General features: G+C 67.4%; 17 protein-coding genes. 1 reads left to right on the top strand and 16 read right to left on the bottom strand.

Annotated elements, in window-relative coordinates:
• The 10 genes from VLK61_RS12880 to VLK61_RS12835 all read right to left on the bottom strand — a co-directional run.
• Window positions 1–719: TetR/AcrR family transcriptional regulator (locus tag VLK61_RS12880; protein ID WP_325421757.1), on the bottom strand; the 719-nt coding region annotated here is incomplete at its 3' end.
• 137 nt (window positions 720–856) lie between these two features.
• A complete protein-coding gene (locus VLK61_RS12875) occupies window positions 857–1,033 on the bottom strand; it encodes a hypothetical protein (protein WP_325421756.1) in 177 nt (58 codons plus the stop codon).
• 110 nt (window positions 1,034–1,143) lie between these two features.
• Window positions 1,144–2,844 carry an MFS transporter gene (locus VLK61_RS12870; RefSeq protein ID WP_325421755.1) on the bottom strand — a complete coding sequence of 567 codons (1,701 nt, stop codon included), beginning with the start codon at window positions 2,842–2,844 and terminating at the stop codon, window positions 1,144–1,146.
• Window positions 2,845–3,056: 212 nt separating this feature from the next.
• Entirely contained in the window at window positions 3,057–3,704 is a 648-nt protein-coding gene (locus tag VLK61_RS12865) for a 2-hydroxychromene-2-carboxylate isomerase (protein ID WP_325421754.1), read from the bottom strand.
• Window positions 3,705–3,707: 3 nt separating this feature from the next.
• Complete coding sequence (locus tag VLK61_RS12860) at window positions 3,708–3,947, bottom strand: DUF1289 domain-containing protein (protein WP_325421753.1); 240 nt, start codon at window positions 3,945–3,947, stop codon at window positions 3,708–3,710.
• Complete coding sequence (locus VLK61_RS12855) at window positions 3,944–4,426, bottom strand: YbaK/EbsC family protein (RefSeq protein ID WP_325421752.1); 483 nt, start codon at window positions 4,424–4,426, stop codon at window positions 3,944–3,946. Before VLK61_RS12855 ends, VLK61_RS12860 begins: the two co-directional genes overlap by 4 nt.
• 56 nt (window positions 4,427–4,482) lie before the next feature.
• Window positions 4,483–7,218 carry a DEAD/DEAH box helicase family protein gene (locus VLK61_RS12850; RefSeq protein ID WP_325421750.1) on the bottom strand — a complete coding sequence of 912 codons (2,736 nt, stop codon included), beginning with the start codon at window positions 7,216–7,218 and terminating at the stop codon, window positions 4,483–4,485.
• A gap of 184 nt (window positions 7,219–7,402) precedes the next feature.
• The gene (locus VLK61_RS12845; RefSeq protein ID WP_325421748.1) at window positions 7,403–9,070 is read right to left on the bottom strand and encodes an ATP-binding protein; all 1,668 of its coding nucleotides are present in this window, start codon (window positions 9,068–9,070) and stop codon (window positions 7,403–7,405) included.
• 8 nt (window positions 9,071–9,078) lie between these two features.
• A complete protein-coding gene (locus VLK61_RS12840; RefSeq protein WP_325421746.1) occupies window positions 9,079–10,620 on the bottom strand; it encodes a site-specific DNA-methyltransferase in 1,542 nt (513 codons plus the stop codon).
• 52 nt (window positions 10,621–10,672) lie between these two features.
• Window positions 10,673–11,599, bottom strand: coding sequence for a hydroxymethylglutaryl-CoA lyase (locus VLK61_RS12835; protein WP_325421744.1), 927 nt, complete (start codon window positions 11,597–11,599; stop codon window positions 10,673–10,675).
• A 152-nt stretch (window positions 11,600–11,751) separates the two neighbouring features.
• Here VLK61_RS12835 and VLK61_RS12830 point away from each other — a divergent pair, with 152 nt between their 5' ends.
• Window positions 11,752–12,135 (top strand): hypothetical protein, encoded by a 384-nt coding sequence (locus VLK61_RS12830; protein ID WP_325421743.1) that lies wholly within the window; start codon window positions 11,752–11,754, stop codon window positions 12,133–12,135.
• A 19-nt stretch (window positions 12,136–12,154) separates the two neighbouring features.
• Here VLK61_RS12830 and VLK61_RS12825 read toward each other — a convergent pair whose 3' ends face one another.
• The 6 genes from VLK61_RS12825 to VLK61_RS12800 are packed head-to-tail and all read right to left on the bottom strand — an operon-like array spanning window position 12,155 to window position 19,423.
• The gene (locus tag VLK61_RS12825; protein ID WP_325421741.1) at window positions 12,155–14,182 is read right to left on the bottom strand and encodes an acetyl/propionyl/methylcrotonyl-CoA carboxylase subunit alpha; all 2,028 of its coding nucleotides are present in this window, start codon (window positions 14,180–14,182) and stop codon (window positions 12,155–12,157) included.
• 13 nt (window positions 14,183–14,195) lie between these two features.
• Entirely contained in the window at window positions 14,196–14,846 is a 651-nt protein-coding gene (locus VLK61_RS12820) for a DUF4126 domain-containing protein (RefSeq protein WP_325421738.1), read from the bottom strand.
• A 7-nt stretch (window positions 14,847–14,853) separates the two neighbouring features.
• Window positions 14,854–15,639, bottom strand: coding sequence for an enoyl-CoA hydratase/isomerase family protein (locus VLK61_RS12815; RefSeq protein WP_325421736.1), 786 nt, complete (start codon window positions 15,637–15,639; stop codon window positions 14,854–14,856).
• Window positions 15,636–16,826 (bottom strand): dienelactone hydrolase family protein, encoded by a 1,191-nt coding sequence (locus VLK61_RS12810; protein ID WP_325421734.1) that lies wholly within the window; start codon window positions 16,824–16,826, stop codon window positions 15,636–15,638. Before VLK61_RS12810 ends, VLK61_RS12815 begins: the two co-directional genes overlap by 4 nt.
• The gene (locus VLK61_RS12805) at window positions 16,823–17,791 is read right to left on the bottom strand and encodes a GNAT family N-acetyltransferase (RefSeq protein WP_325421732.1); all 969 of its coding nucleotides are present in this window, start codon (window positions 17,789–17,791) and stop codon (window positions 16,823–16,825) included. Before VLK61_RS12805 ends, VLK61_RS12810 begins: the two co-directional genes overlap by 4 nt.
• Window positions 17,792–17,800: 9 nt before the next feature.
• Window positions 17,801–19,423 carry a carboxyl transferase domain-containing protein gene (locus tag VLK61_RS12800; RefSeq protein ID WP_325421730.1) on the bottom strand — a complete coding sequence of 541 codons (1,623 nt, stop codon included), beginning with the start codon at window positions 19,421–19,423 and terminating at the stop codon, window positions 17,801–17,803.
• Between the last annotated feature and the right edge of the window lie 42 nt (window positions 19,424–19,465).

The following is a 19,465-nucleotide window of genomic DNA, read 5'->3' as shown; positions in this document are numbered from 1 at the left end:
ACGAAGCGCAGAACCATCTCGACGATGCTGTCGCGCCGCGCGTCGACGGCACGGGGACTGTCGAGGTCGCGCTTGAAGATCAGGCTGAAGGTGTGTCGATTGGACACATTGAAGAAGCACAGCGCCGAGATCGACATGTGCAGGTCCACCGGGTCGATGTCCTTGCGGAACACGCCGGCCTTCACGCCCCGCTCGTAAGCCGCACGCACGGCATCGATGGCCGGCACGTTGAGCTGCTGGATGGTCTTGCTCTGGGCCAGGAACTCGCCGCGGTGGATGTTCTCGGTCATCACCAGGCGGATGAAGTCGGGGTTGGCCAACTGGTAGTCGCAGGTGAAGCCGACCAGCCGGCGCAGCGCGTCCTCGGGAGCCAGGTCTTCGAGGTGCAGTTCGGCCTCGATGCTGCGCATGCGGCGGTATGCATCCTCCAGCACCGCGACGTACAGCCCCTCCTTGCTGCCGAAGTAGTAATAGATCATGCGCTTGCTGGTGCGCGTGGCATCGGCAATGGCATCGATGCGGGCACCGGCCAGGCCCTTGTCGGCGAACTCGCGCGTGGCCACGGCCAGGATGTCGGCGGTGGTGCGCTCGGGGTCGTTGGTACGCCCGGCTTCAGCGTCACCCGCCGCCGCTGCAGCCGTGGGCGGGCGGCCGCGCGGCCGCCCGGATGGCTTGCGCAGTTCGGGCGGTTTGGGCGGCTTTTGTACTGCTTGGTTCATATTGAATCAAGCTTACCCGAACTTCAGCGGCCCACCGCTGGCCGGCGGGCACGGCACGCTAACGCTGGATCGGCGCGGCAGCCAAGGCGGTGGGGCTCGGGCCCCTGCTCATCCGTCCGCGCGTGACGCGCTCGCCGTCACTTCGACGCTGCCGCGGAAGCCGGCGCCGCGCCCGAGGCGGCCGGTTCGGCCGAATGGCTGCTGCTCTCGATGCCGTGCTTTTCACCGCTCAGGTCCACGTCGCCGCCGGCCTTCTTCAGCACGATCAGCGCAATCGCCGCGAAGACGACAAATCCAACCAGCAGTTTCCACATGACAAGGTTCCGAAAGTTCGAGGGTGGCGTGTGGGTCCGGTCCGGGTGGGCCCACACGCCACCCTCGCAGGTGGCGGGCACGGGGTGCCGATCAATCAAACATCAGTCGATCAGTCCTTGGCGTAGATGTCGACGTCCTTGGTCTCCTTGACGAAGAGCAGGCCGACCACGAAGCACACCGCGGCGATCACGATCGGGTACCACAGGCCGTAGTACATGTTGCCGTTGGAGGCCACCATCGCGAAGGTGACCGACGGCAGCAGGCCACCGAACCAGCCGTTGCCGATGTGGTACGGCAGGCTCATCGAGGTGTAGCGGATGCGTGTCGGGAACAGCTCGACCAGCATCGCCGCGATCGGGCCGTAGACCATGGTCACATAGATCACCAGGATGGTCAGGATGCCGACGATGGTCCACCAGTTGCCGCCCATGAACGGAATCGGCGCCGCCTTCGGCGGGTAGCCGGCAGCCTTCATCGCATCGGCCACATCCTTCTTGAACGCGGCGACGGCCTTGGCCGAAGCCTCGTCGAACTTGTGGCCGCCGGCCATCACGGTGGCGGTCGGCGGCGTGATCACCTTCTCGCCGATCTGGATGGTGGTGGAGCCGTCCGTCGTCGCCTCGTTGGCATAGCTGGCCGAACTCTGCGTCAGCGCACGCTTGGCGATGTCGCAGGCCGAGGTGAAGTCCACTTCACGGGCGATCGGGCTGCCCTGGAACGAACAGGTCTTCGGGTCGGCCTTGACGGTGATCTGCGCCGTCGCCTGGGCCTTGGCCAGTTCGGGGTTGGCGGCAGCGGTCAGCGCCTTGAACAGCGGGAAGTAGGTCAGCACCGCCAGCGCCATGCCGGCCAGGATGATCGGCTTGCGGCCGATCTTGTCCGACAGCGTGCCGAAGACGACGAAGAACGGCGTGCCGATGATCAGCGACACGGCAATCAGGATGTTGGCGGTGGCCGGATCGACCTTCAGCGCGCTGGTCAGGAAGAACAGTGCGTAGAACTGGCCCGAGTACCACACCACGCCCTGGCCCATGACCAGGCCGAACAGCGCCAGCGCAACGATCTTCAGGTTCTTCCACTGGCCGAAGGATTCGGTCAGCGGCGCCTTCGAGACCTTGCCCTCTTCCTTCATCTTCTTGAAGGCCGGGGATTCGTTCATCGACAAGCGGATCCACACGCTGATGGCCAGCAGCAGGATCGAGACGATGAACGGAATGCGCCAGCCCCAATCGCCGAAGTCCTTCTCGCCCATCCAGGTGCGCACGCCCAGGATGATCATCAGCGACAGCATCAAGCCCAAGGTGGCGGTGGTCTGGATCCACGAGGTGTAGGCACCGCGCTTGCCGTGAGGTGCGTGCTCGGCCACGTAGGTGGCGGCACCGCCGTATTCACCGCCCAGCGCCAGGCCTTGCAGCATGCGCAGGCCGATCAGGATGATCGGCGCGGCCACGCCGATCGAGGCATAAGTTGGCAATATGCCGACCACGAAGGTCGACAGGCCCATGATCAGGATGGTGACCAGGAAGGTGTACTTGCGACCGATCATGTCGCCCAGGCGGCCGAACACCAGCGCGCCGAAAGGCCGCACGATGAAGCCGGCGGCAAACGCCAGCAGCGAGGCGATGAACGCCGCGCCGGGGTCGAGCGCCGAAAAGAACTGCTTGGCGATGATCGGCGCCAACGAACCGTAGAGGTAGAAGTCGTACCACTCGAACACAGTGCCGAGTGACGAGGCGAAGATGACCTTCTTCTCCTCGGCAGACATCGGCCTGTCGACGCTGCCGGCTTTCAGGGAGGCTGCTGTAGCCATAGATTGAACTCCTCGGTGCCCAACGGGGGGATGAACGGACGCGGCCAAGCGGCTGCGTGGAGGGCGACTATTCGCCCAGGCTCTGACCACCTTCTGACACCAAGCCAACACATCCTGACAAAACCGGGTGCAACCCTAGGGTTCTGTTTCGTGATGTGGGAACACAAGGGAAAACCCACCCCGCAGTTTCGCGTGATGGGCTGTCAGGCGCGTCAGCTGGGGCGTTGCACGCCCTCAGGTTGCCGTGCCGCGGCATCCCAGTCCGGGCCGTCGAACCAGGCATCGCCGGTCAACGCCGCACGCAGCATCGGCAAGGCATCCTGGCCCCAGAACAGCCGGCCGCCGCATTCGATCGTCGGCACGCCGAACACGCCGTGCGCGGCGGCAGCGTCGGTGGCGGCGCGCAGGTCCTGCTTGACGTCCTCGTTCGCCGGATCACGCTGCGGCGCCAGCATCTCGGTCAGCGCGGCCAGCGCCACCGGCTCGTTCGGGTCGGCCCCGTCACGGCACCAGACATGGCGGAACAGCAGCTCGACGGCACGGCGGTTCGGCGTGCTGCCGGGTTCGCAGCAGGCCACGGCCAGCCGCTGCAGCGCCAGCGGGTTGAAGGGATGCGGCCGAGGGATCTGCAGCGTCGTGCCCTGGGCCTGCGCCAGCCAGGCGACATGTCGGTAGGTCCAGGCGCGCTTGGGCGCGATCTCGGCCGGACCTTTCTGGCCCCAGGCCTTCAGCAACCCGGCGAACACCACCGGCCGGTAGTTCACGCTGTAGTTGCAGCCCTCCAGCGCCTGCGGCAGGCGCTCGAAGGCCAGCCAGGCGTAAGGCGAGATCACATCGAACCAGAAATTCAGCGGCGTCATCGTTCAGCCCTGCGCAGGAGGTGGGGTGTCCGTGGCCACAGCGACCGCGGCAGCCTCGGCACGCAGCAGCCGCCATTGCCGGCGGCGATCGCGCACCAGCGCCAGCACCTGGCGCTTGGCCGGGTCATCCAGCTGCGACCAGGCGGCGATCTCGTCGATCGTGCGCAGGCAGCCCTCGCACCAGCCGCTGCCGGCATGCATGCGGCAGACGTTGATGCAGGGGCTGGCCACGCCGGCCGTCATGTCGACACCACCACATCGGCCACCGGCGCGCCGGTGAGCGCCACCAAGTCGTCCGGCGCCAGGCGGAACACGCCGTTCGGATGGCCGGCCGCGGCCCAGATCTCGTCGAAGCGGAACAGCTCGCGGTCGACCAGCACCAACGGCGGCTGGGCATGGCCGACCGGCGACACGCCGCCGATCGAGAAGCCGGTGCGGGCCTTGACGAAATCGGCATCGGCACGGCCGATGGCCCCGACCTGCGCGGCGACCTTCTTCTCGTCCACCCGCTTGTCGCCCGAGGTGATCACCAGCACCGCGATCTCGTCGGCCCGGCGGCGGAAGATCACGCTCTTGGCGATCTGGCCGACCTGCACCTGCAGCGCATCGGCCGCTTCGGCGCAGGTGCGCGCCGAGACCTCCAGCCACAGCGGTGCATGGGCATGGCCGCGCTCGGCCAGCACTTGCGTGACGCGGCGGAAGCCTTCGGGACGTGAAAGCATATCGTCAACCATGTTCGGATCTTCGTTCATGTCGAAACTTCCTCCCTTGGGTGGGGTCACGCGCCAAGCGCACGCTGCAACTGGGACTGCAAGTCCAGCCCGTCCACCAGCCTCTCAATCATTGCGAACACGGCCTTGCCTTCGCTGGCGCGGGCCCAAGCTTCACCCACGGCACGCTTTTCACGTGAATCATCGTTGGTGGCATACGCATCGCCCTTGTACTCAACGATGAACAAACGTCCATCCGTCAACTCGGCCACGAAGTCCGGATAGAAGTAGTCGGTAGCAGTGGGGAGCCAGAAGGAGAACTGCTCCTGCTGCTCGATGTTGCGCACCCAGTGCAGGACTTGCGGCATGCCGTCCAGCGCCTTGGCGCATTCGAACTCCTCACCCTGTGACTTCAGCGCGTGGATGACGTCGAAGTAGTGCTTGCGAAAGATCCAACGGCCCGCATACACGTTGCGCGCCGGATAGTGGCCCGCGGTGTAGCGGAACTGCCAGTCCGGCGACAGTCCAACCGACCATGCGCTGGCTTGCGGTGTGCCCGTGATGTCGAGCATGAGCTGCTCGAAACCCTGCTTGCGGGCTTGTGCCTCCAGGTTGTCGAGCCGATGTGTCGCCGCCTGCGCCAGCGCATGGCGTGCACGCAGCAACCCGGTCAGTGAAAGGCCCTGCTCGTGTCTCAACCGGGCCACCAGCGCAGCCACCCAGCGCCGCAAGCTGTCGTCGGTCAGCGCCGGACGCCGCAGCGCTGTCGACAGCCACAGCACCAGATCGGTTTCCGTGGCGTCGATGGGTACGGCATTCAGCGAGAGCTGTGCGGTCTCTTGCGCCTGGCGCAACTGCACCCGGGCGTCGTTCACATAGATTTCAAACAGGTCGCTCTGCTCCACCAGCCGCCACCCCGGCAGTGCGGGCCGTGGGTCGGCGCACAACAGATCGAAGGCGATCACTTCTTCCAGCGTGTTGCGCTCGAACAGATGCAGCTCGGCTTGGGTCCCGCCCACCGGCCCGAGGCACAAGCGCGGCAAGGCCGCGAAGGGCACGCCGCGCTGGGCGGGTGAGCGCGCGGCAACCACACGTTCGTTGTGCTGGCGCACCTGCGCCGACACTGCGGCGTGCTCGCTGGCCGGCAGCACCGCCAGCACACGCGCGAGTTGCGCGTCGGACATCTCGTCGCTGACGGACACCGCTGCGCCTGCTCCGGGCTCGCGTGGCAGGACCTGCAAGCCCGGTTCGCCCTGCAAGGCGGCGATCGCTTCCGGCGGCAACTCCAGCGTCAGCGTGGGCGGCGTCGATGGCAAAGGCCCGACATCGCCAAACATGTCGGGTGTGCCGGCATCGGGCAGCACCATCGCCGCGGTGCCCAGCGCCTCGAACCCCATGCCCTGAACCATGCGGTCGACCAGGGCCGTGGCAGCCTGCGAGAAGCTTGGCGCCACCACATGCGCATAGGCCCGGTTGAGTGCCGGGCTCTTGCGGCGGGCCGCATAGGGCATGCGCAGCACACGGCCCAGCAACTGCTCCACATCCTTGCCCGAACGCACGTTCTGCAGCGAACACAGCACGTAGGCGAACGAGCAGTCCCAGCCCTCCTTCAAGGCTTCCACGGTGATGACGTGGCGCACTGGGCAGGCCGGGTCAAACAGATCCAGGCCGTCCAGCCCGCGCTGGTCGCCGGTGGCGATGACGATCTCGACCTCAGTGGCCAGCTTTTCGGTCAGCAGATGCTGGCGCAGCGCTTCCGGCGTGACCGGACCGGTCTTGTCCTGTGCCTGGAAGAGCACGATGGGGCGCAGGTAATTCGCTTCATGCGCGGCCTCGGCCTCCAGGTGACGGCGCCGCAACACGGCGTCCCGAACTGCGTCGGGCCAGGCCTTGTGCTCGGCCAGCATCACCGGCAGCTTGATCATGTCCTCGGCCTGCAGTTCGCGCGCACTCACGCTGTGCAGCACGTTGGTCTTGCGCGGCACAGGTGTTGCCGTCAGTTCGAGGATGGCGCTGGGCGCAAAACGGCGCAGCGTTTCGAAGGTGGTGTCGGTCTTGGCGTTGTGCGCCTCGTCCACCACCACCAGGGGCCGCATCAGCGCCAGCAGGTTGGCCAAGGAATGCTTCACACGGCCAAGGTCGGAGGTGCTCAGGAAGGTCTGCCCAGGGTCCGCCAGGTCGTCGGCACTGACCTTGTCGAGCGCAGCAAACGCCGCCGGCCCGATCGAGGCGCGCAAGTGTGCAAAGTGGGCGTCGAAGTCTTCGCTGAATGCATAGACATTGCGGCCCTGTGTCTGCCGCACCCGGAAGCTCTGCATCGTGGCCACCAGGACGAGCGCCTTGCGGCCCATGTCCTGCGGCGCGATCGTGGGCGCGGCATCCAGGTCCAGCACGGTCAACGCCTGGCCATAGGCCGCCTCCAAAGCCTGCCGATATGGGTGGCCGGGTTGCCGCAGGGCCTTGAGGGTTTGGTCGCGGATGGTGGTGGAAGGCACCAGCCACAGCGCCAGCGGAAAGTCCACCTGCGCCCACAGCCTTGCCATCAGCGGGATGGCATGCGCGGCCAGCAGCGTCTTGCCGCCGCCGGTGGGAATGCGCAGGCACACGCAAGGCGTGTCACCAAAGGGCTCCGCTCGATAGGGCACCGTGATCACGCGCTCACCCGCCGCCGGCACGGGTGTCTGGCGCTGCATCTCAATCGCCCAGGCCGCTGCCAGGGACCCGGTGTTCAGCGCAGCACGGAGCAGACGCGCGAGACTGGCCAGTGCCTGGGCCTGGTAGGTCTTCAGTTGGAGTGCGGACATCGTCATTGATCCGCCGAGGCGGCGTATTCATGGACAGTCAATGCGCGGCGCTCGAGCGATTGGCACAAAAGGCGATCGAAGCAAGCATTGGAAGAAATAAATTCCAGACAAATCAATAGGTTACGGAACTCATTGGCGCAAGTCGGCACAAGCCCACGCACCATTGGCACAGCACCGCCGGCGTTCATCGCTGCACCAATGCCCAGCGCGCCGCCTTGGTGGCGCCGCCCACGTTCTGAATCTCGCCGCGGCGCGTCAGCTCCTGCAGCAAGGCCTTCACATAGGCACGGCGGCGAGTGTCGCCGACCACCGTGGCCGGCAACTTGTCCAACAACAGCCGGTTGATCTTGGCCCGCGGCTGCGGCCCCAACGCCAGCAGCTTGAGCACCAACGCCCGGAAATGTGCGGTGTCCAGACCACTCGCATCGACGTATTCCGTCTCGCGATCGGTGGCGGTGGCCACACCGGCAGAAATCGTGGTGCGGGCGCCTCGCCCTTCGATCAGGCCCCGCAAGCGCAGCTGTCGCCGCTGCTCGGCCGTCAGGTCATGGCCCTTCTGCAGGTGGTCCAGCAACAGCACGGTGGCCAGATCGATGTCGCTCTGCTGCATCAGCAGCCGGCTGTAGTCCAGGCTCAGGGACTGCCCCAGGACATTGAACACCGTCCTGGCTGCCGTAGACCCCACGTAATCAGGCAGCGGCAGGTAGCGCTCACGCTGGATGCGCACCATGTCGCTGATGCCGAAGCCCGCCTTGTCGATCATGCCGATCTCGTCCATGGCGGTGGCCAGGCACGCGTTTCGGTAGCGGCTGGGTGTGCGCAGGCCCTGGAAATAGTCTTCGGGTTGGCCATCGACAAAGCCGCCGGCATTGATCAGGCACAGCCGCGCCGGCCACTCTTCCACCACGATGCGTTCGGCGCGCGAATAGTCCTGATGCGCTATGCAGTTGTGCAGGGCCTCCAGCACCAGCCGGGTTTCATAGCGCGGTAGCTGCACGGGGATCAACTGCGATTCAGGCACCAGCTTGATGATCGGATTGCGGATCTGCCGCATCAAGGCCGTGGTCGACAGCAGGAACGGCGGGCCGAAGTGCTGCACCGCACGCTCGGCCGGCAGCTTCCAGGTGATCTCGGCCGGATTCGGCGCCAGCAGCGGCACGCTCCCGGTGCGTCCCAGCAGCAACAAGGCGGCGCGCGTGATGCCGCCCTGCAGCGTGAGCCGCGCGCGGTCCAGGAAGACGCTGTCGCTCCAACCCGGCACCTCGGCAGCCCACTTGCTGCGGGCGTGCTTGGCGGCGTACTGCGCGCGCGCCAGGGACAGCGCCGCCGGATCCAGGTCGGTCAAGCTCGCCGCCTCCACCACCACCGCACTCCAGTCCTCCCCGGCCAGCGCTTCCGCCAGGATCGCCGCCAACCTGTCTTCGCGCAGCGGCACCAGCTTGTCGTGGTCGCGCTGCCAGGCCATGTCATGCGCATGGACGGGCCGGCGCGGCGCGTGCCGCGGCACGTGCAGCACCCACACGGCCGCACCGGTATCGTCGGCCCGCAGGACCTCGACATGCAGGCCCAGCGACGGCAGGTTGGCGCAGCGCCCGAGCAAGCGATACGGCAAAGTCTCCGGCGTGTAGTCGGCGGGGTCGGCCAAGCCGACGGGCGCGAGTGATCCGTCTTCCACGCCGATCAGCACGCAACCGCCGTCCATGTTGGCCAGGGCCGAGACATAGCAAAGCAGGTCTTCGCCCTTGGCGCCCGACACGTTGTGCTTCAGGCCGCGCCAGCCCTTCCATTCGTGCCGCTCGTTCTCGACCGGATAGCGTTCGCGCAACAGGCGCTGAAGTTCTGCCGCCGTCATGCCCGGGGTCACTTCGCCGCCAAGTCGTAGGGAATCTGGCGGAACACCAGGCCCTCGGCCTCCAGCCGCGCGCTGCCCAGGCGGCAGGCTTCACCGTAGACCACCTTGGGACCGGCGTGGGGGCACGCAGCCTTCAGTGCTTGCAGCACCGTGAGGGTGAGCAGGTTGCCGCCCTCTGGCCGGCGGTCGCCCAGGATGCCGTTGTAGAGCAGGTAGACCGCCAGCCCGTCGTGCACGCCCAGCAGCGGCGTTCCAGGCACGGCACCGGGCAACGGGCTCACATAGGCCTGCCGGGTTTCCTGCTGCCAGACGAAAGCCGCCAGCGATGCAAAGCGCACCTGCGGGTTGATGCGGCCATCGGCGCTGAACACCGGCTCGGACAAGCGCCCAAAGCGAAAGCCACCGCCGCCCTGCCAACCCACTGCGGGGCTGATGCCACCTTGTTCGCCGGCAAGCACCTTCTCCAAGCGCGGCAGGCAGTGGCTGACCGCGTGATCACCCATCTCGATGCCGATCCGGCGCCGGCCCATCTTGTGCGCGACCGCCGCGGTGGTGCCGCTGCCGAGGAAGGAGTCCAGGACAAGGTCATTGGGATTGGAGCAAATGTGCAGGATGCGCTGGAGCAACTGTTCGGGCTTGGGTGTAGCGAATGGCTCGATCTCGGGCAGCAGCTTTGAAAGGTGGTCCCGCTTGGCAGCTTGATTTGTCCCGGCGTCTTCCGCAGGCCACCAAGTGCGGGGCGCCACCCCCTCGCGTACTTCAGTCAGGTAGCGCTTGATCACAGGAAGGCGGTCGCCATCCTTGCCGAAATAGACTCGCCCCTCGGTGCGCGCACGTTCAAACGTCTCAGGCGAAAACGCCCAATAGCGACCTTGTTTCGGGACGACTTTGCGCCCAGAGGGCAACTCGATCAAGAACCGTTGCTTCTCCGAGCCGCTCTTTGCAGTTCCGTCATCGCCCTGTCGCCACGGACCACGCGGGTCACCATCGGGATTCTGAAACCTCCCGGCCTGCGTGTCACTGCGGACGAGCAGATTGCGCGTCTCGGACCAGCGCCTTCGGTTGATCGCAAACGACAGCACCATGTCCTGCGACGTCGAAATGTCTGCGTCACCTCGCCCCCCCTTGTCCTTCTCCCAGGCGATCGTGGCAATGAAGTTCGCCCGCCCAAACACCTCATCCATCAACACCTTGAGGTAGTGCCCCTCGTTGTCGTCGATGGTCACCCAGATGCTGCCGTCCTCGCGCAGGAACTCCCGTAGCAGTTGCAGCCGCGGCAGCATCATGCTCAGCCACTGGCTGTGTTCGAGGTTGTCGTCGTAGTGCTCGAAGGCACTTTTGGTGTTGTACGGCGGGTCGATGAAGATGCACTTCACCTGCGCGCGGTACAGCGGCAGCAGAGCCTTCAGCGCGTCGAGGTTGTCGCCCTGCACCAGCAGGTTTTGCGGGTCACCGCTGCCATGGCTGGAGACCGGTTCGATCAGCCGGTAAGGCACCTGGTCGGCGATGCGAAATGCGGCGTTGCGGTTGAGCCAGTCGAGGGTGGGCATGGCGTGATTGTGGCCGGGCCCTCAGCGAAGCCCCCGCCCCCTGCCCGCCCGCTCACGCAAAGACCTTGCCCTGCCTAGTCAACAAGGCCTTGCCCGCGCGCGACACTGGCGCGCGGCCCAGCACCTCGGAAATGAAACCACCGGCCTGCACCAGCGCCTCCAGGTCGATGCCGGTCTCGATGCCCATGCCCTGCAGCATGAACGCCACGTCCTCGGTGGCGACATTGCCGGTGGCGCCCTTGGCATAGGGGCAGCCGCCGAGGCCGGCGACGCTGGTGTCGAAGGTGTGCAGGCCGATCTCCAGGCAGGCGTAGATGTTGGCCAGCGCCTGGCCGTAGGTATCGTGGAAATGGCCGCTCACTTCAGCCATTGGAAAATGCCGCAGCGCCCGCTCGATCACCGCCTGCACCTTGCGCGGCGTGCCGACGCCGATGGTGTCGGCGATGCCGCAGTGCTGCACGCCGATGCCCTTCATCAGCCTGACCACATGCTCGACCTCGTCGGCGCTGACTTCGCCTTGGTAGGGGCAACCCAGTGCGCAGGACACCGCGGCGCGCACCTTGAAGCCGGCCTCGCGCGCAGCGGCCACGACCGGCGCAAAGCGCTCGATGCTCTCTTCGATCGAGCAGTTGATGTTGCGCTGGCTGAAGGCCTGGCTGGCGGCGCCGAACACCACGATCTCGTCCGGCCGCGCCGCCGGCCCGGCGGCCAGCATGGACTCGAAGCCGATCATGTTCGGCACCAGCACCGAATGGCGCACGCCGGTTGGCCGCGCGATCGCGGCCATCACCGCCGCGTTGTCGGCCATCTGCGGCACCCACTTCGGGCTGACGTAGCTGGTGACCTCGATCTCGCGCAGGCCGGCCGCCTGCAGCCGGTGCACCAGCGCCACCTTGTGCTCGGTGCCCACCGGCTGCTTTTCATTCTGCAGCCCGTCGCGCGGGCCCACGTCTACCAGAGTGACTCGGCTCGGAAACATGATTCTTGCCTTCAAGTTAGGGGGTGAGTCTACGCACCCGTTACATCACTTTTCAAACGGCGGTCCAATCGCCCCCATGAAGGGGATGCTGCCCGGGATGACAGCGCCGAGAATCGCGCCAGCACAGAAGACTCATCTCAAGAAAGTTCATCGTGTCACACAGCCCCAGCCCCTTGCAGATCGCCACCAAGATTCATTTCTACCTGATGCGCGAGCTGGGGCAGGGCATCGACGTTGAAAAGATGCTGAAGCAACCCCGGTATGCGCGCGACGTGCTGCTGGTGTGTGATGCCTGCACCGGCACCGAACTGGCCCAGCTGGCGGTGCAATACCGCAGCGTGCGCGATCTGTACAAGCGCCTGGACCAGCAGCAGGCCATGCAGCCCGGCCATGCCGCGCACCCCACCGAGTGGTCGAAGAACACCACCGGCTTTGGTGTCTCGCGGCCGATGGAAGACTCAGGCCCAGCGCCCGACGGTACGCAGCCGCCGGAAGAACAGCGCAAAGGCTGGCTCTCCCGGTGGCGCCAACGCTGAGCCCTGACACCGCGCCCCCTCAGGCCGGCTGCAAGCGCAGCAACTCACCACCTTCGGCGACCTGGTCGCCCACCGCATAGAGCAACTCAGCCACCACGCCGTCGCGCGGCGCGCTGAGCGTGTGCTCCATCTTCATCGCCTCCATCACCGCCACCGGCTGGCCCTTGCTCACGGTGTCGCCGGCCTGGGTCAGGAAGGCCACCACCTTGCCGGGCATCGGCGCGGTCAGGCGGCCACCCTCGGCGGCGCCTTCACCGGCATGGGCGATGACGTCGATCTCGTGCGCCACCGCCGAGCCTTCGGCCGAGAACACGGCGACGCGTTCACCGTGCACATGCACGTTCAGCTGCAAGCGGCGATCGCCCAGCGTGATGTCATGACGGGCATCGCCCAGACTGCGGGCGGTGAAGGGCCAGACCTGATCGGCGATGTGCAGGCGCAGCGCGCCGTCGTGCAGCCGCGCCAGCGCCACCGCGTGGTGCGTGCCGGCATGCTCGATGTCGAAGTGCCGGCGCGCGCCGCCATGCAAACGCCAGCCGTCGCGGCGTGACCAGGGGTCGGCACCGGACAGCGCCTGCTCGTCGGCCAGCGCATGCGCCACCACGCCGGCGGCCACCACCTCCAGCGCCAGCGGCGGCTGGTTCAGCACCGTGGCAGCTTCGCGTTCGATCAGTGCGGTGTCGAGATCGGCGGTGGCGAACGAGCGCGAGTTGACCACCCGGCGCAGGAAGGCCACGTTGGTGTGCAGGCCCACGATCTGCGTGGCCTGCAGCGCCGCATCCAGCCGCGCCAGCGCCTGCGCGCGGTTGTCGCCCCAGACGATCAGCTTGGCGATCATCGAGTCGTAGTACGGGCTGATCGCATCACCCTCGCGCACGCCGGCGTCGACACGCACGTCGGCGGCATCGTGGAAGGGCTCGCCATCGGCATTGCGGCTGAAGGCCACATGCGCCGGCCAGCGCAGCACATCCATGCGGCCGGTGGCCGGCAGGAAGCCGCCATCGGGGTTCTCGGCGCAGATGCGCGCCTCGATCGCGTGGCCGGTGATCTTCAACTGCTCTTGCGTGCACGGCAGCGGCTGGCCGGCGGCCACGCGCAGCTGCCACTCCACCAGGTCCAGCCCGGTGATCGCCTCGGTGACAGGATGCTCCACTTGCAAGCGGGTGTTCATCTCCATGAAGTAGAAGCGCAGGTCACCGTCATCGGTCGGCTCGGCGATGAACTCCACCGTGCCGGCGCCGACATAAGCCACCGCCTGAGCGGCCGCCACCGCGGCCGCGCCCATCTGGGCGCGGCGGGCCTCGCTCATGCCGGGGGCCGGCGCTTCTTCCAGCACCTTCTGGTGGCGGCGCTGCACCGAACAATCGCGCTCGAACAGGTAGACGCAGCGGCCCTGCGTATCGCCGAAGATCTGGATCTCGATGTGGCGCGGCCGCGTGACATAACGCTCGACCAGCACGTGCTGGTCGCCGAAGCTGGACTGGGCTTCGCGCTGGCAGGAGGCCAGCGCGGCGATGAAGTCCTCGGCCTTGTCGACCCGCCGCATGCCCTTGCCGCCACCGCCGGCGCTGGCCTTGATCAGCACCGGGTAGCCGATGCGCTGCGCCTGCTCGGCCAGGAAGCCCGGTTCATTGTTGTCGCCGTGGTAGCCGGGCACCAGCGGCACGCCGGCCTTCTCCATCAGCGACTTGGCGGCGGATTTGCTGCCCATCGCGGCAATCGCCGAGGGCGGCGGGCCGATGAAGGCGATGCCGGCCTCGGCGCAGGCCCGGGCAAAGCCCTCGTTCTCGGACAGGAACCCGTAACCCGGGTGCACCGCCTGCGCGCCGGTGGCTTTCGCCGCTTCAAGAATGCGATCGGCGCGCAGATAACTGTCGCGCGGCGCGGAGCCTCCGATGGCCACCGCCTCGTCGCAGGCCAGCACATGCTTGGCACGGGCATCGGCCTCGGAGTACACCGCCACCGTGCGGATGCCGAGCCGCCTGGCGGTGGCGGCCACCCGGCAGGCGATCTCGCCCCGGTTCGCAATCAGGATCTTCTTGAACATCACGCTGTCTCCATCAAACCATTGCCGCGCCGCCGCTGAAGCGAGCACGGAGCATGCGGATCAAACCCCGCAGGAACTTCATCAGCACCACGATCAGCACCCCCATCAGCACCAGCGCGACGGCCAGGCAGACGAAGAACCACAGCGGATGCGTCCAGGCCAGCCACAGCATCGCCGGCACCGCGGCGTCGCCGAGCAGCGACGCGCCGATGTTCGAGAACGGTTCCGGCGAGGTGTTGATCGCCGCGCGCGTGGTGGCCTTGGCCACATGGCTGGTGGCCGCCAGCGTGCCGCCCAGCAAGGCCGCGATGGTGGCCCACACCGTTGCATCACCGCCCAGCCACTCACCGCCCATGCCGCTGAACACACCGGCCGCCAGCGCGGCGCCGGCGGGAATGCGGATCACCGTGTGCAGCGCGTCCCACAAGGAATCGACCGCCGGGATCTTGTCGGCCAGGAACTCGATCACCAGCATCAGGCCCGACGCGCCCAGCACCAGCGGGTGCTGCAGGATCTGCAAGCCCGGCGGCAGCGGCAGCCAGCCCAGCCAGCCGGCCAGCCCGGTCAGGAACACCACCGCATACAGCCGCAGGCCACTGGCCCAGCCCAGCGCCGCGGCCAGCGCGACCAGGTGCGTGGTGTCCAGTTGCGCGACGGCGTTCATGCGGCGCTCAGAGTTTCCAGGCCGGATCGCGCTTTTGCAGGAAGGCCTGCACACCTTCCTTGCCTTCGTCGCTGGCGCGGATGTCGGCGATGCGGCGCGCGGTGTCGGCGCGCACCGCCTCGCTGACGGGCTGGCCGGCAAGGTCCTGCACCAGGCGCTTGCTGGCCTTCACGGCCTGCGGGCCGTTGGCCACCAGTACATCGACGATGCGCTCGAGCTCGGCGTCCAGCGTCTCCGCGCCGGCCAGCACGTGCACGAAGCCCAGGCGGTGCGCTTCGGCGGTCGAGAAACGTTCGGCGGTGATGAAGTAGCGGCGTGCCGCCTGCTCGCCCAGCGCGCGCACGACATACGGCCCGATGGTCGCCGGCAGCAGCCCGAGCCGCGCTTCGCTGAGGCAGAAGTTCGGTCCGTCCGCGGCCACCAACACATCGCAGCAGGCGGCCAGGCCCAGGCCGCCGGCAAAACAATCGCCATGGATGCGGCCGACCACCGGGTGCGGGCAGCTGTAGATCGCCCACAGCATGTCGGCCAGCGCCTGTGCATCGGCGCGGTTCTGCTCCCAGCTGTAGTCCGCCATCGCGCGCATCCAGTTCAGGTCGGCACCGGCGCAAAAGACCTTGCCATGGCCGCCGAGCACGATGGCGCGCAGGTCGGTGTCGGCCGACAACCCATCGAAGGTCTGTCGCAACTCGGCAATGACCTCGCTGTTGAAGGCGTTGCGCACCTCGGGACGGTTGAGGAACACACGCGCTACCGCGCCCTTGCGGGTGACGTCGATCAGGGGGTTTGTCATTCGGGACTCCAGACCACCGTGTCGTCCACGGCATACAGGCGACAGGCCTGCTTGGCGAACCTGGCGCAGGCCTCCAGCGCGCGGCCCAGCGGACGCAGGCTCTCCGCGGCCGAGGCCCAGCTGCCATTGCCGGCATGCAGCGCAAAAGCCTTGGGCGGCGGCGCCTTCAGCCAGGCCAGGTAGCCCTGCCGCGCGCGCTCGCTGCGCGTCGGCAGCTTGTCCGGGTCGTCCAGTGCTGCAAAGCCGCTGGCCTGCGGGGAGTCGATGTCGCCCGGCGGGCTGATCAGCTGCTGTTTGTCGACCGGCAAGCCCGCCGCGGCAATGGCGCTCATCACGCGTGGTACCCACACGGCCAGGCCGGCGCGGCTGCCGAACATCGCATGCGCATCGCTGCCGAAGCTGCCATAAGCCACCAGTTCGGCGCGGCCACCGCTGTCGACATAGCGCTGGTGCGCTTCCTGGAACAAGGCCGGTGGAAAGTAGCTGTCGTTGTCGCCATAGAACCAGATCGACGGCAGCTTCGCGTCCGCGCCATAGGCCGCGAACGCCGAGACCATCGAGCGCTCCCAGCCCAGGCACGAGCTTTTGCGCAGGCCGCCGGCAAAGTTCACCAGCAGGCGCGTGCCCGGATGCGGCTGCATGCCGTAGGCCAGTGTGCTCAGGCCGCCATGCGACTGGCCCATCACGATGTTGCGCGACACGTCGGCCCAGGGCTGCGTGCCCAGCCAGTCCAGCGTGCGGCGCACCGAGATGGCCTGCAACTCGCCGTTGCTGCCGATGTGGCAGCCGGCGCCAATCTCGTTGCCGCCGGACTTGGAGAAGCCCTGCCGCATCGGCACCACCACGGCATAGCCGCGCTGCACGAATTCGCGCGCGGCCAGCAGCGGGCGGTAGCGCGGCTGCAGATGGGCATTGCCGAGCGCGCGGCCGTGGTTGATCACGGCGATCGGGAACGGCCCGTCGCCGGCCGGCTTGAACACCGTCACTTCCAGCGCGGGTTCGGTGAAGCCACCGGCCGGCACGCGGGTGACGAACTCGCCCAGCGAAGTCGCCAGCGCGGGCTCCGCGGGCGCTGCCGTGGCGCCAGGGGCGGAGGCCGCGGGCTCCTGGGCCTGCAGCGGCACGCCGGCCCCGGCGCACAGCACCAGCACCGCCGCGCGCAGCCAGGCGCTCAGGCGACGGTTCATGGCGTCGCCACCTTCGCGGGCCGCGTCGTCGAACCGCGGCGGTAGGCGCCAATCGCCTCGGCCGTGCGCCAGGCCGGCGGCGCTTCGGCGGTGGCCCAGGTTTCGCTGAGCGCGCTGATGCGCCCGGCGGCGAAAGACCACAGCGAATGCGCGATGAACAGCTGGTCACCATGCCGCACGTCGACCATCGAATGCACGCGGCCATCGGCCATCGGCGTGACCTCGTGCACCTGGATCGTCCAGCCTTCGGGGTAGATGGCGTTGACGCGGATGATGGCGTCGGCGTCGTCGCAGTATTCGTCGCTGGCCACCCAGTGCAGGCGTGCATCGTCGGCGAAGAGTTGGCGCGCGGCCGCCCAGTCGCGTGCTTCGAAACAGGCCCACAGCGTGCGCACCAGCGCCGCATGGTGTTCGGCATCCTGCTCGTGCAGTGCCGCGCTGGCCGCATCCAAAGGCTTGAGCATGATCACGCTGCGGTAGGTCTTGCCGTCCCACTGCACCTGCGCCACATCGCGGAAGCCAGCGCGTTGGTAGCGCTGGCGCAGGTGGCTGGCCGGCATCGCCGTGTCCAGCGCCAGCGCGCGGTGGCCGTGCGCGCGCGCCCAGTCCTCGCAGGCGTGCATCAGTTGGGCGCCGAGGCCGCTCCCTTGCACATCGGGGTCCACCGCGTACTGGTGCAGGTGCGCCACATCGCGGCGGAAGAACCACGGCGTGGCCCGCGCCCAGCGGTGGCGGTTGGGGTCGAACATGCCGTTGACGGTCACAGTGCCGACGATGCACTCGCCCTGCAGCGCGACGAAGCATTGACCGCGGTGCACACGCACCTGCGTCATCTCCACCGCCTGGTCCACCGCGGTGAAATTCATGCCGGCGGCACCCAGCGGCGCATAGGCGCGGTGCAGCAGCGCCGTGATTTTCACCATCGAGTCGTGCTCGGCCAGCGGCCGGATGTGGACGTGGGTCATGAGCGCAGGCTACATCCGGAACACACCAAACTTCGTCTCGGGAATCGGCGCATTGAGGCTGGCCGACAGCCCAAGAGCCAGCACACGGCGGGTATCGGCGGGGTCGATCACGCCGTCGTCCCACAGCCGCGCGCTGGCGTAGTACGGGTGGCCCTGGGTGTCGTACTGCGCGCGGATCGGCGCCTTGAAGGCCTCTTCCTCGTCGGCGCTCCAGGCGCCGCCCTTGCCTTCGATGCCATCGCGCCGTACGGTGGCCAGCACGCTGGCGGCCTGCTCGCCGCCCATCACGCTGATGCGCGCGTTCGGCCACATCCACAGGAAGCGCGGTGAGTAGGCGCGGCCGCACATGCCGTAGTTGCCGGCACCGAAGCTGCCGCCAATGATCACGGTGAATTTCGGCACCGCGGCGCAGGCCACGGCGGTGACCATCTTCGCGCCGGCACGGGCGATGCCGTCGTTTTCGTACTTGCGGCCGACCATGAAGCCGGTGATGTTCTGAAGGAAGATGAGCGGCACCTTGCGCTGGCAGCACAGTTCGATGAAGTGCGCGCCCTTGTTCGCGCTCTCCGCAAACAGGATGCCGTTGTTGGCGACGATGCCCACCGGCATGCCTTCGATGTGCGCGAAGCCGCAGATCAGCGTGGTGCCGTAGCGCGACTTGAACTCGTCGAACTCGCTGGCGTCGACGACGCGGGCGATGATCTCGCGCACGTCGTAGGGCCGGCGCGTGTCGGTGGGCACGATGCCGTGCAGTTCTTCGGTGGCGTACTTCGGCGGGCGCGGCGGCAGCAGCGCCATCTGCACGTCCTTGCGCCAGTTCAGCCGGCCGACAGCCTGACGGGCCAGCGCCAGCGCATGCAGGTCGTTCTCGGCCAGGTGATCGGCGACGCCCGACAGCCGCGTGTGCACATCGCCACCGCCCAGGTCTTCGGCACTGACGACTTCTCCGGTCGCGGCTTTGACCAGCGGCGGCCCGCCGAGGAAGATGGTGCCCTGGTTGCGCACGATGATGGTTTCGTCGCTCATCGCCGGCACATAGGCACCGCCTGCCGTGCACGAGCCCATCACCACGGCGATCTGCGGGATGCCCTGACCGCTGAGATTGGCCTGGTTATAGAAGATGCGGCCGAAGTGATCGCGGTCGGGAAACACCTCGTCCTGGTTCGGCAGGTTGGCGCCGCCGGAATCGACCAGGTAGATGCAGGGCAGGCGGTTCTGCGCCGCGATCTCCTGCGCGCGCAAATGCTTCTTCACGGTGATCGGGTAATAGGTGCCGCCCTTGACCGTCGCGTCATTGCACACGATCAGGCATTCGACGCCAGTGACCCGGCCGATGCCGGCGATCATGCCGGCGCAAGGCGCCGCGTCACTGCCATCCTTTTCCGGGTACATGCCGAAGGCGGCCAGCGGCGCGATCTCGAGGAAGGGCGTGTCCGGATCCAGCAGGCGCTCGACACGTTCACGCGGCAGCAGCTTGCCGCGCCCCAGGTGCTTGGCGCGCGCCGCCTCGCCGCCACCGTCGACGATGCGCGCCAGCTTGGCATTCAGGTCATCGACCAGCACGCGCATCGCCGCGGCATTGGTCTTGAACTCTTCGGAACGCGGGTTGAGCTTGGCTTCGAGCACGGTCATGCGGGTCTCCTGGGTCCTTGTTCTGTGATGGCCTGTGTCACG

The sequence above is a fragment of the Aquabacterium sp. genome (assembly GCF_035476535.1).
Lineage (GTDB): Bacteria > Pseudomonadota > Gammaproteobacteria > Burkholderiales > Burkholderiaceae_C > Pseudaquabacterium.
This window is presented reverse-complemented; position numbering and strand designations above follow the sequence as displayed.

Coding starts and splice junctions, on each gene's coding strand:
- VLK61_RS12865 (WP_325421754.1), bottom strand. CDS start 3,704: ATGACGCCGCTGAATTTCTGGTTCGATGTGATCTCGCCTTACGCCTGG.
- VLK61_RS12825 (WP_325421741.1), bottom strand. CDS start 14,182: ATGTTCAAGAAGATCCTGATTGCGAACCGGGGCGAGATCGCCTGCCGG.
- VLK61_RS12845 (WP_325421748.1), bottom strand. CDS start 9,070: ATGACGGCGGCAGAACTTCAGCGCCTGTTGCGCGAACGCTATCCGGTC.
- VLK61_RS12815 (WP_325421736.1), bottom strand. CDS start 15,639: ATGACAAACCCCCTGATCGACGTCACCCGCAAGGGCGCGGTAGCGCGT.
- VLK61_RS12800 (WP_325421730.1), bottom strand. CDS start 19,423: ATGACCGTGCTCGAAGCCAAGCTCAACCCGCGTTCCGAAGAGTTCAAG.
- VLK61_RS12805 (WP_325421732.1), bottom strand. CDS start 17,791: ATGACCCACGTCCACATCCGGCCGCTGGCCGAGCACGACTCGATGGTG.
- VLK61_RS12840 (WP_325421746.1), bottom strand. CDS start 10,620: ATGCCCACCCTCGACTGGCTCAACCGCAACGCCGCATTTCGCATCGCC.
- VLK61_RS12875 (WP_325421756.1), bottom strand. CDS start 1,033: ATGTGGAAACTGCTGGTTGGATTTGTCGTCTTCGCGGCGATTGCGCTG.
- VLK61_RS12835 (WP_325421744.1), bottom strand. CDS start 11,599: ATGTTTCCGAGCCGAGTCACTCTGGTAGACGTGGGCCCGCGCGACGGG.
- VLK61_RS12870 (WP_325421755.1), bottom strand. CDS start 2,844: ATGGCTACAGCAGCCTCCCTGAAAGCCGGCAGCGTCGACAGGCCGATG.
- VLK61_RS12810 (WP_325421734.1), bottom strand. CDS start 16,826: ATGAACCGTCGCCTGAGCGCCTGGCTGCGCGCGGCGGTGCTGGTGCTG.
- VLK61_RS12860 (WP_325421753.1), bottom strand. CDS start 3,947: ATGACGGCCGGCGTGGCCAGCCCCTGCATCAACGTCTGCCGCATGCAT.
- VLK61_RS12820 (WP_325421738.1), bottom strand. CDS start 14,846: ATGAACGCCGTCGCGCAACTGGACACCACGCACCTGGTCGCGCTGGCC.
- VLK61_RS12850 (WP_325421750.1), bottom strand. CDS start 7,218: ATGTCCGCACTCCAACTGAAGACCTACCAGGCCCAGGCACTGGCCAGT.
- VLK61_RS12855 (WP_325421752.1), bottom strand. CDS start 4,426: ATGCTTTCACGTCCCGAAGGCTTCCGCCGCGTCACGCAAGTGCTGGCC.